The sequence below is a fragment of the Kribbella sp. VKM Ac-2569 genome (genome assembly GCF_004216905.1).
Lineage (GTDB): Bacteria > Actinomycetota > Actinomycetes > Propionibacteriales > Kribbellaceae > Kribbella.
On the sequence record NZ_SGXJ01000001.1, the window covers coordinates 1,132,119 to 1,145,823 of the forward strand.

13 protein-coding genes are annotated in these 13,705 nt (G+C 68.1%); 10 read left to right on the forward strand and 3 right to left on the reverse strand.

Features of this window, described 5'->3' with window-relative positions; all coding sequences use genetic code 11:
• Positions 1–24: 24 nt before the first annotated feature.
• From EV649_RS05165 to EV649_RS05190, 6 genes are all read left to right on the forward strand, one after another.
• Positions 25–699 (forward strand): DUF4097 family beta strand repeat-containing protein, encoded by a 675-nt coding sequence (locus tag EV649_RS05165; protein WP_130381016.1) that lies wholly within the window; start codon positions 25–27, stop codon positions 697–699.
• Between the two features lie 156 nt (positions 700–855).
• A complete protein-coding gene (locus tag EV649_RS05170; protein ID WP_241997718.1) occupies positions 856–2,127 on the forward strand; it encodes an ROK family transcriptional regulator in 1,272 nt (423 codons plus the stop codon).
• The gene (locus EV649_RS05175) at positions 2,111–2,929 is read left to right on the forward strand and encodes an ABC transporter permease (RefSeq protein ID WP_130381018.1); all 819 of its coding nucleotides are present in this window, start codon (positions 2,111–2,113) and stop codon (positions 2,927–2,929) included. Before EV649_RS05170 ends, EV649_RS05175 begins: the two co-directional genes overlap by 17 nt.
• Entirely contained in the window at positions 2,926–3,744 is an 819-nt protein-coding gene (locus EV649_RS05180; protein WP_130381020.1) for an ABC transporter ATP-binding protein, read from the forward strand. Before EV649_RS05175 ends, EV649_RS05180 begins: the two co-directional genes overlap by 4 nt.
• Before the next feature lie 9 nt (positions 3,745–3,753).
• Complete coding sequence (locus EV649_RS05185) at positions 3,754–4,758, forward strand: aliphatic sulfonate ABC transporter substrate-binding protein (protein ID WP_130381022.1); 1,005 nt, start codon at positions 3,754–3,756, stop codon at positions 4,756–4,758.
• A complete protein-coding gene (locus EV649_RS05190; protein WP_241997719.1) occupies positions 4,755–6,251 on the forward strand; it encodes a sulfatase-like hydrolase/transferase in 1,497 nt (498 codons plus the stop codon). Before EV649_RS05185 ends, EV649_RS05190 begins: the two co-directional genes overlap by 4 nt.
• A gap of 37 nt (positions 6,252–6,288) precedes the next feature.
• Here the strand turns inward: EV649_RS05190 and EV649_RS41065 are convergent, their stop codons facing one another.
• Positions 6,289–8,676: a family 43 glycosylhydrolase gene (locus EV649_RS41065; protein ID WP_198682308.1), complete on the reverse strand. Its 2,388-nt coding sequence runs from the start codon at positions 8,674–8,676 to the stop codon at positions 6,289–6,291.
• A gap of 186 nt (positions 8,677–8,862) precedes the next feature.
• Here EV649_RS41065 and EV649_RS05205 point away from each other — a divergent pair, with 186 nt between their 5' ends.
• Entirely contained in the window at positions 8,863–9,510 is a 648-nt protein-coding gene (locus EV649_RS05205; protein ID WP_130381024.1) for a dihydrofolate reductase family protein, read from the forward strand.
• Position 9,511: 1 nt separating this feature from the next.
• On the opposite strand, the gene EV649_RS05210 is transcribed toward EV649_RS05205, so the two are convergent.
• Positions 9,512–10,636 (reverse strand): HAMP domain-containing sensor histidine kinase, encoded by a 1,125-nt coding sequence (locus tag EV649_RS05210; protein ID WP_130381026.1) that lies wholly within the window; start codon positions 10,634–10,636, stop codon positions 9,512–9,514.
• On the reverse strand, positions 10,629–11,318 hold the full coding sequence (locus tag EV649_RS05215) for a response regulator transcription factor (protein ID WP_130381028.1): 690 nt from the start codon (positions 11,316–11,318) through the stop codon (positions 10,629–10,631). Before EV649_RS05215 ends, EV649_RS05210 begins: the two co-directional genes overlap by 8 nt.
• 87 nt (positions 11,319–11,405) lie before the next feature.
• On the opposite strand from EV649_RS05215, the gene EV649_RS05220 reads away from it, so the two are divergent.
• The 3 genes from EV649_RS05220 to EV649_RS05230 are packed head-to-tail and all read left to right on the forward strand — an operon-like array spanning position 11,406 to position 13,697.
• Positions 11,406–11,996, forward strand: coding sequence for a M15 family metallopeptidase (locus EV649_RS05220; protein WP_130381030.1), 591 nt, complete (start codon positions 11,406–11,408; stop codon positions 11,994–11,996).
• Complete coding sequence (locus EV649_RS05225) at positions 11,993–13,120, forward strand: peptidoglycan bridge formation glycyltransferase FemA/FemB family protein (RefSeq protein ID WP_130381032.1); 1,128 nt, start codon at positions 11,993–11,995, stop codon at positions 13,118–13,120. The genes EV649_RS05220 and EV649_RS05225 overlap by 4 nt, the downstream gene beginning before the upstream one ends.
• Positions 13,121–13,124: 4 nt before the next feature.
• Positions 13,125–13,697, forward strand: a complete 573-nt coding sequence (locus EV649_RS05230) for a VanZ family protein (RefSeq protein ID WP_130381034.1) — start codon at positions 13,125–13,127, stop codon at positions 13,695–13,697.
• The last annotated feature ends 8 nt before the right edge of the window (positions 13,698–13,705 follow it).

Genomic DNA, 13,705 nt, shown 5'->3' on the forward strand with positions numbered 1-13,705 from the left:
GATCACGACTCAGGAGCACTCGAAATGGCGACCTTCAGCACCCCAGCACCGATCTCCGCCGCCGTCGACATCATCTTCGGCGACATCACCGTCAAGGCGAGCGACCGTACCGTCACCGTCGTCGAGGTCCGGCCCGTCGACCCCACCTGGGAGCTCGACGTGAAGGCCGCCGAGCAGGTGGTCATCGAGTTCACCGACGGGAAGCTGCAGGTCAAGCACCCGAAGCTGAGGTCCATGTTCAGCAAGCGGTACGGCGCGATCGAGGTCCTGATCGAGCTGCCGACCGGCTCCGACGTCCAGGGGTACACGGCGAAGGGCGAGTACGTCGTCGAGGGCGAGGTCGGCTCGTGCGAGCTGAAGACCGCGAACGGCGACATCCGGGTCGGCAAGGTGGCCGGCACCCTGCGCGCCAAGTCGGCCACCGGCCACATCACCGTCGAAGCGGCCGGCGCCGAGGTCAACGCGCGGACCGCGAACGGCGACATCCGCGTCGGTGCCCTCGGCACCGGCACCGTCGACCTCTACACCGCCACCGGCGAGGTCGCGATCGGCGTCCCCGCGGGAACTGCGGCCGCGCTGGACGCACACACCTCGATCGGCCGCGTGTTCAACGACCTGGAGTCCGATGAGAACCCCACCCGCACCGTCACCGTCCGCGCCCGCACCCACGGCGGCAACATCACCCTCCGCCGCGCCTGAGCTCGGATCTCCAGGCCATCACAATTGGCCGCCACGGCACGTCCCCAGCGCACGCTCCCCCGGCGTCCAGCAATTGTGATGGCCTGGCCGTCGAAAAAGAAGCCGAATTATGTCGGACTGTTGACGGAATAATTCCGGGTTCCTAGCGTCACGAAGGTGCAGACCTATCCAGGAGTGCAGGCGCTGATGCGGAGGACCCACGAAGAGCGGGTCCTCCAGGTGCTGCGGGAGCAGGGCGCGCTCAGCCGGAACCAGATCGCCCGCGCCGTCGGCCTGTCCCGTACGACCCTGTCCGAGATCACCGGGAGCCTGCTGCAGCGGGGCGCCATCGTGGTGACCGACACCGACGCGGCGCACCGTGAGGGCAGCGGCCGGCCCGCCGAGCGGCTGGCCCTGGACCCGGCATCCGGACAGTTCATGGGCGTCGACTTCGGGCATCGCCGCGTGCACGTCACCGTGGCCGACGCCTCGCACGAGATCGTCGCGTCGGGCTCCGACCGGTACGAGGACCACATCGACTGGCCGACCCGGCTCGACGTCGCGTTCCGTCTGGTGGAACGACTCAGTGACAAGTTCGGCGTCCACTACGGCGCCCTGCAGGGTGTGGGCATCGGCATCCCCGGGCCGTACTCGGGCAAACCTGGTGTGCGCGACTACCCGTCCCACCGGGTGGCGGCCGACGGTTTCCACGAGGCCTCGGTCGACGAAGCGTTCCTCGAGCGGTTCGGCGCACCGGTGATCGTCGACAACAACACCCGGCTCGCGGCGCTCGCCGAGGCGATCTTCGGCGAGAAGGCGATCGAGCACCTCCTCTACGTCCGTCTGTCCGACGGAGTCGGGGGCGGGCTCGTGGTCGGCGGACGCCTCGTGTCCGGCTCCGCCGGACTGGCCGGCGAACTGGGCCACGTCACGGTGAATGCCGACGGCGGCCCCTGCCGCTGCGGCAAGAACGGCTGCCTCGAGACCGTCGCCTCGGTCCCAGCGATCCTGGCCGCCTGCCGGGCCGCCGGGCTCCCAGTGGAGAGTCTGAACGATCTGGCGGCCGCGGTCGCGAGATCGCACCCGGTGGCCGACCGGGTACTGCGTGACGCTGCCGCGGCGGTCGGCCGCGTCCTCGCCGCTGTCGCGATGGCGCTGAACCCCGCCGAGATCGTGATCGGCGGCGAGATCACCCGGCTCGCGCCCGTGATCGTCCAGCAGGCCGCCGCGACAGTCGCCTACGAGCTCTTTCCGGGCGCCGCCTCCCCCGGTGTACGGGCGGCGCACCTCGCCGACGACGACGGCGCGCTCGGTGCCCTCGCCGCGGTGTTCCACAGCTCGCCGCTCCTGGCGGGCTACCCAGAGACGCCGGCGTCGGACGGCGCCGGTTCGCGGGCGGCAATCCGCCCGCGGCAGACCCGAGGAGTGGCCGATGGCCGTCATCAGTGAACAGACCGCCCGCGGCGCGAAGCCGCGCGACCGCGCCGGAGGACGATCTCGCGCTCGGGTCGGTGGTCTTCCCCTGCTCCTGAACGCGGTCTCGGTCGGCCTCGGTATCGCGGTGTGGTGGGCGCTGGCTCTCGCCGGACTCAAACTGCCCACGCCTCCCGAGGTCGTCGCGCAGGCGATCACCCTGATCGGCAACGGCACGCTGGGCAAAGACGTCCTGGCCAGCCTGACGCGGGTCCTGATCGGTTTCGCGCTCGGCACCGCCGCCGCCGTCCCCGTCGGGTTCCTGATGGGCTGGTACGCCGTCGTCCGCGGACTGGTCGAGCCGTGGATCCAGTTCTTCCGCACCGTTCCACCGCTGGCGATCATCCCGCTGGCCATCGTGCTGATGGGGATCGGCGAGGCGCCGAAGATCTTCGTCATCTTCCTGGCCGCGTTCCTCGCCTGCGTGATCTCGACGTTCCAGGGCGTGGTCAACGTCGACCGCACGCTGATCAACGCGGCCCGGGTGCTCGGCGCCAAGGACGCCGGCATCTTCGCCCGGGTGGTGGTGCCCGCGTCGACGCCGTTCATCCTCGTCGGCATGCGGGTGGGTCTGGGGTCGGCCTGGGCCACCCTGGTCGCCGCCGAGCTGATCGCCGCACAGCAGGGCCTCGGTTTCCGGATGCAGAACGCGCAGCTCTACTACGACCTGCCGACGATCTTCGTCGGCCTGATCTCGATCGGGATCCTCGGCCTGCTGATGGACCGCGTCCTCCTGATGGCCGAACGCAAACTCACCGGATGGCAGGAGCGCCGATGACCGCCAAGATCTCCGTGCAGTCGGTCACCAAGACCTTTGCCCTTGGCAAGGACATGTTCACCGCGCTGGACCAGGTGTCGCTGGACATCGCCGACAACGAGTTCATCACCGTTGTGGGGCCGTCGGGGTGCGGGAAGAGCACGTTGATGAACATCCTCGCCGGCCTGGAGGAACCGACCTCGGGGCGCGCGCTCGTCGACGGCGTACCGGTGTCTGGTCCCGGGCCTGAACGCGGCGTGATCTTCCAGCAGTACGCGCTCTTCCCCTGGCTCACCGTGCGTAAGAACGTCGAGTTCGGCCTCAAGACCGCAGGCGCCGGCAAGGCCGAGCGACGCGAACGAGCCCAGCATTTCATCGACATGGTCGGGCTCGGCGAATTCGCCGACGCGCTGCCCAAGATGCTGTCCGGCGGTATGCGGCAGCGTTGCGCGATCGCTCGTGCGTACGCCGTGAACCCGTCGATCCTGCTGATGGACGAGCCGTTCGGGGCCCTGGACGCCCTGACCCGGGTCAAGCTGCAGGAACAGCTCCTCGACACCTGGAGCCAGGAGCAGCGCACGGTCATGTTCATCACCCACGACGTCGACGAGGCGGTCTTCCTGGCGAACCGCGTCATCGTGATGGCCGCCCGGCCGGGGCGGATCTACGACGTGGTCGACGTCGACCTGCCGTACCCCCGGTCGGAGGACTTCCGCCTCAGCCCCGAGTTCGCCGCGCTGCGCAACCGGGTCTGGCACTCCGTGTACCACCAGGACGGCCGCACCTCGGCCGATTCCGGAACCTCTCTGCCGTCACCCGCGACGGCTCGATCCTAAGGACGTCTCATGTCACTCTCACGCAAACTGACGGCCCTGGCCGCCGGCACAGCCGCCCTGGCGCTGGCCCTGTCCGGCTGCGGAGGCGGCTCGGACGACGGCGCGAGCGGCGATCTCCAAGAGGTGAGGTTCGGCTACATCGCCGACTACAACGGCACCAGCCTGCTCGCGATCGCGAAGGACCAGAAGCTCTGGGAGAAGCACGGCCTGAAGGCCGACACCAAGGTGTTCACGAACGGCCCGTTGCAGATCCAGGCCCTCGGCACCGGCGACCTCGACTTCGGCTACATCGGCCCGGGTGCGTTCTGGCTGCCGGCGTCCGGGCAGGCGAAGATCGTCGCGATCAACACCCTCGGCAACGCCGACCGGGTGATCGCGCGCTCCGGTACCACCTCGATCGACCAGCTCCGCGGCAAGACCGTCGGCGTACCGGAAGGCACGTCGGGTGACATGATCCTCACCCTCGCGCTGCAGAAGGCCGGTATGACGAAGAAGGACGTCAAGGTCGTCAACATGGACGCCTCGACGATCGTCTCGGCGTTCGCGTCCAAGAAGATCGACGCCGCCGGCTTCTGGTACCCCGCCATCGGAACCATCAAGAAGCAGGTCCCGGATCTGACCGAGCTCGCCAAGAACTCCGACTTCGAGTCCCAGGTCTCGTTCCCGACCGCGTTCGTGGCCGGCAACGACGTGGTGTCCGGCCAGAAGGACAAGACCGAGAAGACGATCGCCGTACTGCGGGACGCGATGGCCTACCGCTCCGCCAACATGGACAAGTCGATCGAACTGACCGCGAAGATGCTCAGCGTGCCGGTCGACCAGGTCAAGGCCGACGCGGGCAACGTCAAGGTGCTGTCGGTCGACGAACTGGACGCGAAGACCAAGGACGGCACGATCGGCAAGTGGCTCAACGGGATGGCCGACTACTTCGTCCAGGCCGGCAAGCTGAAGTCGAAGACCGACCCGAAGACCTACTACACCGGCGACCTGTTCACCACGGCGGCGGCCAAGTGACCGAGCCGAAGAACATCCTCTTCCTGATGACCGACCAGCACCGGGCCGACACGCTCGGCGCCTACGGCAACCGGTTGGGGACCACCCCGAACCTCGACGAGCTGGCCCGCACCGGGACCCGGTTCGACCGCTGGTACACGCCGACGGCGATCTGTACGCCGGCCCGGGCCAGTCTGCTCACCGGCCAGGCGCCGTTCCGGCACAAGCTGCTGGCGAACTACGAGCGGAACGTCGGGTACCTCGAGGACCTGGCCGACGGGCAGTTCGCGTTCTCGCAGGCGCTGCGTGACAAGGGGTACAACTGCGGACTGATCGGCAAGTGGCATGTCGGCACCAACAAGTCGGCCGGTGACTTCGGGTTCGACGGCCCCGACCTGCCGGGGTGGCACAACCCGGTGGATCACCCGGACTACCTTGCCTACCTCAAGGAGCGGGGCCTGCCGCCGTACGAGATCTCGGACCGGATCCGCGGCACACTGCCCAACGGCGGACCCGGCAACCTGCTCGCCGCCCGGCTGCACCAGCCGGTGGAGGCAACGTTCGAGCACTACCTCGCCACTCGTGCGATCGAGATGCTCGAGCGGTACGCCGCGGACGTCCGTGAACGGGAGCAACCGTTCTTCCTCGCGTTGCACTTCTTCGGGCCGCACCTGCCGTACATCCTCCCGGACGAGTACTTCGACCTGATCGATCCCGCGGATGTCGAGCTGCCACGATCGGTGGCGGAGACGTTCCAGGGCAAGCCGATGGTGCAGAAGAACTACAGCGCGCACTGGACGTTCGACACCATGCCGATCGAGACCACGCGCAAGCTGATCGCGATCTACCAGGGGTATGTCGCGCTGATCGACCGCCAGCTCGGCCGGGTGCTGGACGCGATGCGCCGGCTCGGGCTCGCCGACGACACCTCGGTCTTCTTCACCTGCGACCACGGGGAGTTCACCGGCTCGCATCGGCTGCACGACAAGGGGCCCGCGATGTACGAGGACATCTACCGCACGCCCGGCCTGATTCGCGTGCCGGGGCAGCCGGAGGGCGTCGTACGGAACGAGTTCGTCAGCCTGCTCGACTGCACCGCCACGATCCTCGAACTGGCCGGGGCCGACCCGAAGGCGGCCGTCGACTCGCGGAGTCTGCTGCCGCTGGTGAGTGGCGAGCCGGCCGAGTGGGAGGACGACATCGTGTGCGAGTTCCACGGGCACCACTTCCCTTACCCGCAACGGATGCTGCGCGCGGACCGGTACAAGCTCGTGGTGAATCCGGACTCGGTGAACGAGCTCTACGACCTGGAGCTCGATCCGGACGAACTGCTCAACGTGTACGAGCACCCGGAGAATGCCGGCGTACGGTCGCGGATGATGCGGCGGCTGTACACGGTGCTGCGGGAGCGGGGCGACAACTTCTACCACTGGATGACGTCCATGTACGACGTGGGCGACGTCGGCTACGACCCCACGATGAGCGGGCTCGACGAAACGACGTACCAGAAGTAACTCCGTGGGCCCTCCCGCACGAGGGCCCACGGTCTCTTCACTGCAGCGCGCGGAAGTCGTCGATCCAGGCGTAGCCCGGCGCCGACATCGCGTCGTCACGCGACTGCACGGTCAGCGGGGCGAAGACACAGTTCAACAGCCACGGTGTCTTGGTGGCGCTCCAGCCGGCCGTCATGGACGGGATCTGCCGGAAGCCGTACGTCGCGACGGCGAGCCGGCACGTGGCGCGGAAGCGTTCCAGCTCGTCCCGCAAGAAGTGTTTCTTGGACTCGAACCACGGACTCCCGGACAGCAGGTCGTTCCACTTGCGTGCGGGGAACGGGTGCTTGATGGCGTCGCCGATGACTTCCCACACCTGCCGGTCCGGCGAATAGCCGTACTGCTGGGCGAAGGCCGCCGGAATGCGATCGGTGAGGTGCTGCTGCCAGTACCAGACGAGGGAGAACTCCGTGACGAGGAACATCTGCTCAGGCCGGAGCCGGGGCAAGGTGTAGTCGAGGAAGTCCTGGATCGCGCCCTCGTCGGCGACGTGCGGATGCAGGTCGACGCCCTCGAGCTCGGGCGTCTCGCGGACGAACCGCAGATAGCGCTCGACGGCGGGTGTGCGGTTCTGCGGCAGATCCAGCCGGTTCAGGGCACCCATGAACAGATGGGTGGTGCTTCCCTCTGGCCGGGCGTTGACGACATGACGGGCAACGGTCTCGTAGAACTCGTTGAGACGCTCGTCGCGCTCGGCCGGCAGGCTCTCGATGAACGGCTCGTTGCCGATCGTGACGACGTCGGCGGTCCCGAATACCAGTGGCAGCACCCGGTCGAGTCGCGCGAGTTCGGCAGCCATCTCCGGGCTGCCCGGGCGCGGGAAGGACGTCGTGGTCTTCGGGAACTTCAGGCTGAGCAGGGTCTTGTAGCCGCGGCTGTGGGCGTCGCGCATCACTCGCAGGGTCTCGCTCTGCGCAGGCGGTACGGCGTCGGCCTCAGGCAACGCGTAGAAGCCGCGGACCCAGCTCGCGCGCGCCGTCCGCAGCTCGCGATAGTTCACCTGGTTCAGGTTCTCGTTGTAGTTGGCTCCGAGAGCACCGAGGGCCGGCAGCGGTTCGGTCCCGGCGGCGGGCGTCGTACGGCGTTGCACGTACATGCGATTGCTGTCCGGGCCCGTCCACTCCATCCGGACGACTCCTGGCACTGCCGCGTCGGCGATGCGGGTGGGGTCGGCCCAGTAGCCGAACGCGGGGTTTCGGAAGAAGGTCGCCCACAGGTGGCCGGATGCGTCGACGAAGACGTTGTTGTGGCCGGCGCCGACACCCGCGGTCCAGCGTTTCGAGTACGGGCCCTCGAAACGGTCGGCGACCGCCATGATCAGGTCGTACTGGTACTGGACGCGTCCTGGCGCGGGCGGGTCGTACGCGTTGCGTGCGCTGCCGTCCGGGTTCGTCGAGGCGCGGTCCCAGGCGGCGTGCATGAGGTAGTACTTTCCGCCGTACTTCAGCACGTACGCACCCTCGAGGTAGGGCTCGGGCGAGTACGGGCTCTGCTGGAACGCGGGCAGGTTGGTCGCGGGAACGATGTCTTCCATGTCGTCGCGGAACCGCGCGTAGAGGTTGTTGTGCAGGACGAGCCACGCGTCGTCGCCTTCGGAGTACAGGCCGCCGTCGATGTGGTGGTAGGCGCCGGGCAGGACGAAGGCAGGGCCGCCGACGAGCGGGTCACCGAAGGGCTTTTCGAGGTTGCCCTGGGCAACTCGGTACGGGCCCTCGACCCCGCCCTCGCTGATCAGCAGGAACGACCCGACCTTGCGGGAGTGATCGCCCATACAGGCGACGATGTACCAGGTACCGCGGAAGTAGTGGAGTTCGGGAGCCCAGGCGTTTCCCCGTTTGCCGAACTGGTCGTCGTACCAGTACTCCTGCCACGGAGCGACGACGGTACGGCCGGGCGTGTTCTCGCCGGCGAACTCGGGTGACCAGACCTTGCCCAGCTCCGCATCGGGCCGGATCCCGCTCGTGTCGGCGAGCCGCCACGGGCCGTGCAGAGACGGTGCGGTCCAGACGAAGATGCCGTCGTTCCACGGGCCTGCCGCGGGCCGCCCCGGCACCCGCGTCGTACCTGTCGCGACGTACAGCGGGCGGCCGTCGACCGTGAAGCAGTTGACGTGCGTGTCACGCATCCACACCCGCCCGAGCTCCTCGTCACGAGGCCGTAGCTCGAGCGGCAACACGAAGGAGTTGTCGTCACGCGGCCACAGGTCGAGCCGGGTGTCAGCCACGCCGTACGGCTCCAGCTCGGGCCAGGCCCCCGGGTACCGCCGCAGCGGGCTCGCCTCCATGGAAGTGCTTCCGTACGCCGTTCCGCCGGGTAACGCCGCAGCGGCGACGGCCCCGGCCAGGCCGCCCAGGACTGTCCTCCTGTTGACGTGAGCTCTCTCCATCTGCGCATCCTCCTTGAGCGAGCAGGACACCGTGCCCCACCCGGAGCACACGCTAATCAGACTCATTTCGACGGTGAACCAGCGACAAAAGCAGATTTTCTGTGCGGTGATGTCAAGACGGGGTGGTTGGCGTCGACCTTCCCGTGAGAGCGCCCGAAGGCGGCGCCGAAACGAAGGAGCATTCCGATGTCCGAAATCCGTGTTCACAACCTCGCGATCTCACTCGACGGCTTCGCCACCGGCGACGGCCAGTCCCTCGAGGCCCCGTTCGGGCACGCCGGTGAGCGGCTGCACGAGTGGCTGGTCGGCACCCGGTTCTTCCACGCGGCAGACGGCCTGACCGGTGGCACCGTCGGCATCGAGAACGCGTTCGCCGAGCGGCACGAGCCCGGGATCGGCGCCGAGATCATGGGCGCTGGCAAGTTCGGTCCGCCCGGATGGCAGGACGACCCGGAGTGGAAGGGCTGGTGGGGCCCGAACCCGCCGTTCCACTCGCCGACGTTCGTGCTCACCCACCGCCCGCGCGCGTCGGTCGAGATGGAGGGTGGCACGACGTACCACTTCGTCGACGCCACGCCGCGCGAGGCCATCGAGCAGGCTCGCGCCGCGGCGAACGGCGGCGACATCCGGGTCGGCGGCGGGCCTACCGTCGTACGGGAGTTCCTCGCCGAAGGCCTGATCGACTACGCGCACATCGCCCAGGTCCCGATCCTGCTGGGCCGCGGCGTCCGGCTGTGGGACGGCCTGGAGGCGCTCGAGGACAAGTACGACTTCGAGGCGGTCACGAGCCCGAGCGGCATCACCCACCTGACTCTCACGCTCAAGGCGGCTTAGATCAGATTTCGGGCCCGGCGGCGCCGTGGGTTCGTCGTGTCCTGCTCTTCTCGGCTTTCCGCAGGGGAAGTTCCACGGTGACGCGAAGCCCGCCGCCTTCGCGCGGAGTGAGGGTGAGGGTTCCGTTGTGGGCCTGCGCGATGCTGTTGACGATGGCCAGGCCGAGGCCGACGCCGGCGTGGTCGGAGCGGGCCCGTTCGGCGCCCCGCTGAAACGGCTCGACCAGCGTGGACACCAGGTGTGCGGTGAGTTGCTGGCCGGTGTTCTCGACGGTGAGCCGCACGGTCCGGGGGCCGACGCCGGTCCTGACCCAGATGCTGCCCTGGTCCGGCAGGTTGTGGACGATCGCGTTGTGTACGAGGTTCGTCGTCAGCTGCAGGAGCAGCGAGTTCGAGCCCATGGTGGGGGCCACCTCGCCGGAGGTCTCGATGGTGAGGCCGCGCTTCTCCGCGAGTGGGAGCAGCGTTTCGGTGGCCTCTTCCGCGAAGAGGGACAGGTCGACGGGTTCCCGGATGAAGGTCCGCTGGTTGGCGCGGCTGAGCAGGAGCAGTGCCTCGGTGAGGTCGATCGCCCTGGTGTTGACCAGGTGGAGGCGCTCGACGAGTTCGCCGGTGTCGCGGTTCGAATCCTTGCGGGCCACGTCGAGCAACGTCTGCGTGATCGCCAGCGGGGTGCGCAGCTCGTGAGACGCGTTCGCCGCGAAGCGTTGCTGTTCGGCGTCATGCGCTTCGATACGGGCGAGCATGACGTCGAAGGCGTCGGCCAGCTCGCGGAACTCGTCGGTGCGGCCCTCGAGATGGATCCGGTGCGACAGCGAGCCGTTCGCGGCCAGGCGGGTCGCATGGGTGATGCGAGTCAGCGGCGCGAGCATGCTGCCGGCCAGAATCCATCCGCCGACGAGACCGAAGACCAGCAGGAACGCCATCATCATGGTGGCCTTCGGGATGAAGGCGCGCACCAGGTCGGAGCGGTCGGGCATCCGCATCGGCGCGACGATCATTTCGGGTACGTAACGCAGCAGGAACACCCAGACGACCGCGAGCAGCAAGACACCGGCCAGCACGATGAATCCCGCATAGCTGAGGGTGAGCTTGAGCCGAACGCTCAGCCCCGGCTCCCTATCCACGACCTTCAGCTCCAGTGTCGGACGCTGTGTCGATGCGGTAGCCGGCGCCGGCCACTGTGGCGATCAGCCAGGGCTCACCGAGGCGTTTACGCAGGGCCGAGACAGTGATCCGTACGGCGTTGGTGAACGGGTCGGCGTTCTCGTCCCAGGCCCGCGCGAGGAGATCCTCGGCGCTGACGACACCGCCTTCGGCAGCGACCAGGACCTCGAGTACGGCGAACTGCTTCCGGGTGAGAGCGACGTACCGGCCGTCGCGGTAGACCTCGCGGCGGAACGGGTCCAGCCGCAGTCCCGCGATCTCCCACACCGGCGGCCGGTTGTAGGCGCGCCGGCGGTCGAGCGCCCTGAGGCGGAGGACCAGCTCCTGAAGTTCGAACGGCTTCGTGAGGTAGTCGTCGGCGCCGAGCTCGAACCCCGACGCCTTGTCGTCCATCCGGTCGGCGGCGGTCAGCATTAGGATCGGCATACCGCTGCCGGAGGCAACGATCCGCTTGGCGATCTCGTCACCGGACGGGCCGGGGATGTCGCGGTCGAGAACGGCGATGTCGTAGGTGTTGATGCTCAGCAGTTCCAGTGCGGCGTCACCGTCACCCGCCACGTCGGCGGCGATCGCTTCGAGGCGCAGGCCGGCCCGGATGGCGTCCGCCATCTCAGGTTCGTCCTCCACGATCAGTACGCGCACAGTCTCGATGGTACGAGGCGTCACATATCGCCCGCGTATCCAAAACCGGATACGCGCTGACAACACCCGCGTGTTTTGACTGGACCCATGTCCGTCAGCGCACCGGCAGCAGGCCGCCGTACCAAGATGACCATCCGCGCGACGCTCCTGGTCGCGAACGTGGCGATCATCGGCGTGTTCATCCACCAGTCGCTCGCGTTCCCGTCCTTCCCGGCCGGATCCACGCTCGGCGAGACGGACGGCGCCGTACCTGACGGTGTCACGGTCTTCGACGACATCCCCGCGGTCGCCAACCTCGATCCCGCCCTGCTCGTTGCCCTGCGCAAGGCCGCGACGGATGCCGCGGACGACGGGGTCAAGTTCTACGTCAACAGCGGCTGGCGTACGCCGGGGTACCAGGAGCACCTGCTCCAGGAGGCGGTCTCGAAGTACGGCTCGGAGCGGGAAGCGGCCCGCTGGGTCGCCACTCCTACGACGTCGCCGCACGTGGCGGGGCAGGCTATCGACATCGGGCGCTCCGACGCGACGGCCTGGTTGTCCGAGCGTGGTTTCAGGTATGGGCTCTGCCAGATCTACGACAACGAGCCGTGGCACTACGAGCTGCGCCCGGAGGCCGTCACGCGCGGCTGCCCGCCCCGCTACGCCGACCCGACGCAGGATCCGAGGATGCAGGGGTGACGCTGACCGTCGCGCCGATCAGCTCGGCCGAGCATCTGGAGTTCGTGCAGGCCCAACGGTCGGTGAGCTTCCTGCAGACCCCGGCGTGGGGGCGTGTGAAGACCGAGTGGCGTAGCGAGTCTCTCGGTTGGTACGACGGGCGGCGGCTCGTCGGCGCTGGGCTCGTGCTGCACCGGCCGGTGCCGCGCCTCGAGCGCCATACGCTGGCCTATCTGCCCGACGGGCCGTCCATCGACTGGACCGGCGATCTCAGCAGGTGGCTCGACCCGTTGGCGGCGTACCTGAAGGCACAGGGTGGGTTCGCGATCCGGTTGGTTCCGCCGCTGCGCACGGACAGTTGGAGCGCCGCTCAGGTCAAGGCGGGTATCGCGGACCCGGGCGTCGGGCGGCTCACGGACGTGCCTGGTGAAAGCGATCTGGTTGGTGCGCGGGTGGCTGGTTGGCTGCGCGACGCGGGTTGGCTGGCGCAGAGTCCGGAGGACGGGTTCGGGGCAGGGCAGCCGCAGTTCAAGTACGAGGTTCCGCTGGCCGGGCGGAGTGAGGACGACGTGCTCGGGGGCATGAATCAGCTATGGCGCCGCAACATCAAGAAGGCGGCTCGGGCCGGTGTCGAGGTCACGGTCGGCTCGGATTTGAAGGCATTTCACGATCTGTATGTGCACACCGCCGAGCGCGATCACTTCGTGCCGCGGCCGCTGCGGTACTTCGAGACCATGTTCGCCGAGATGAGCGCGGAGGACCCCGAGCGGATCAAGCTCTACCTGGCTCACCACCAGGGCGACCTGGTCGCCGCCACGATCCTGGTCCGCGTCGGCGCCTACGCGTGGTACTCCTACGGCGCCTCCGCGACCGAGAAGCGAGAGGTGCGCGGCTCGAACGCGTGCCAGTGGGCGATGATCCGCGACGCGCTCGCGGCCGGCTGCGATGTCTACGATCTCCGCGGCATCACCCCTACCCTCGACGTCGACGACGCGCACGTCGGGTTGATCCAGTTCAAGGTCGGCACCGGCGGTCAGGCGGTACGGTACGTCGGGGAGTGGGACCTGCCCCTGCGGCCGGTGATGTATCGGGCCTTCGACCTCTACATGAGGCGGCGCGAGTACCTGAGAGGCAAGCGAAGATAGCGTGATGGTCAAGGACTGGCACCACTTGTTCGACACCTTCAACGGAGTCGTCCTCCTCACGATCGCCGCCGCGCCGGTGGCCGTTCTCGTGGTGTGCGTTCTGGCCGTCCGGCGACGTCCTGACGCGCAGCGTTGGCGTAGGTCGGTGGCCGAGGTCGGCATGGTCTACGGGACGGTGCCGTGGGTCTGGATGACGATGCTGCCGGGCAGTCACGCGGGCGAGGTCCCCGGTCGGTTCAGCCTGGTACCGCTGCGGGACCTGCTAACGATGTCGGCAGGTGGGATCGTCGGGAACCTGCTGGTGTTCGCGGCGCTCGGATTCTTCGCTCCGCTTCGGTTTCCTGTCTTGGCATCGATACCGCGAGTCCTTGCACTCGGAGCAGGCTGCTCGATGCTGGTCGAGATCGCGCAGTACGTGCTGCGGCTCGATCGGGTGTCGTCCGTGGACGACGTACTGCTCAACGCCACCGGTGCCGGGCTGGCCGCGTTGCTGTCGCGGCGCTGGTGGCGCGACCCGGCGACATTTCGTCGGCATATCGAAAACCGGATACAGGCTGGCAACAAGACCTCCTCTTGACTTGGAGG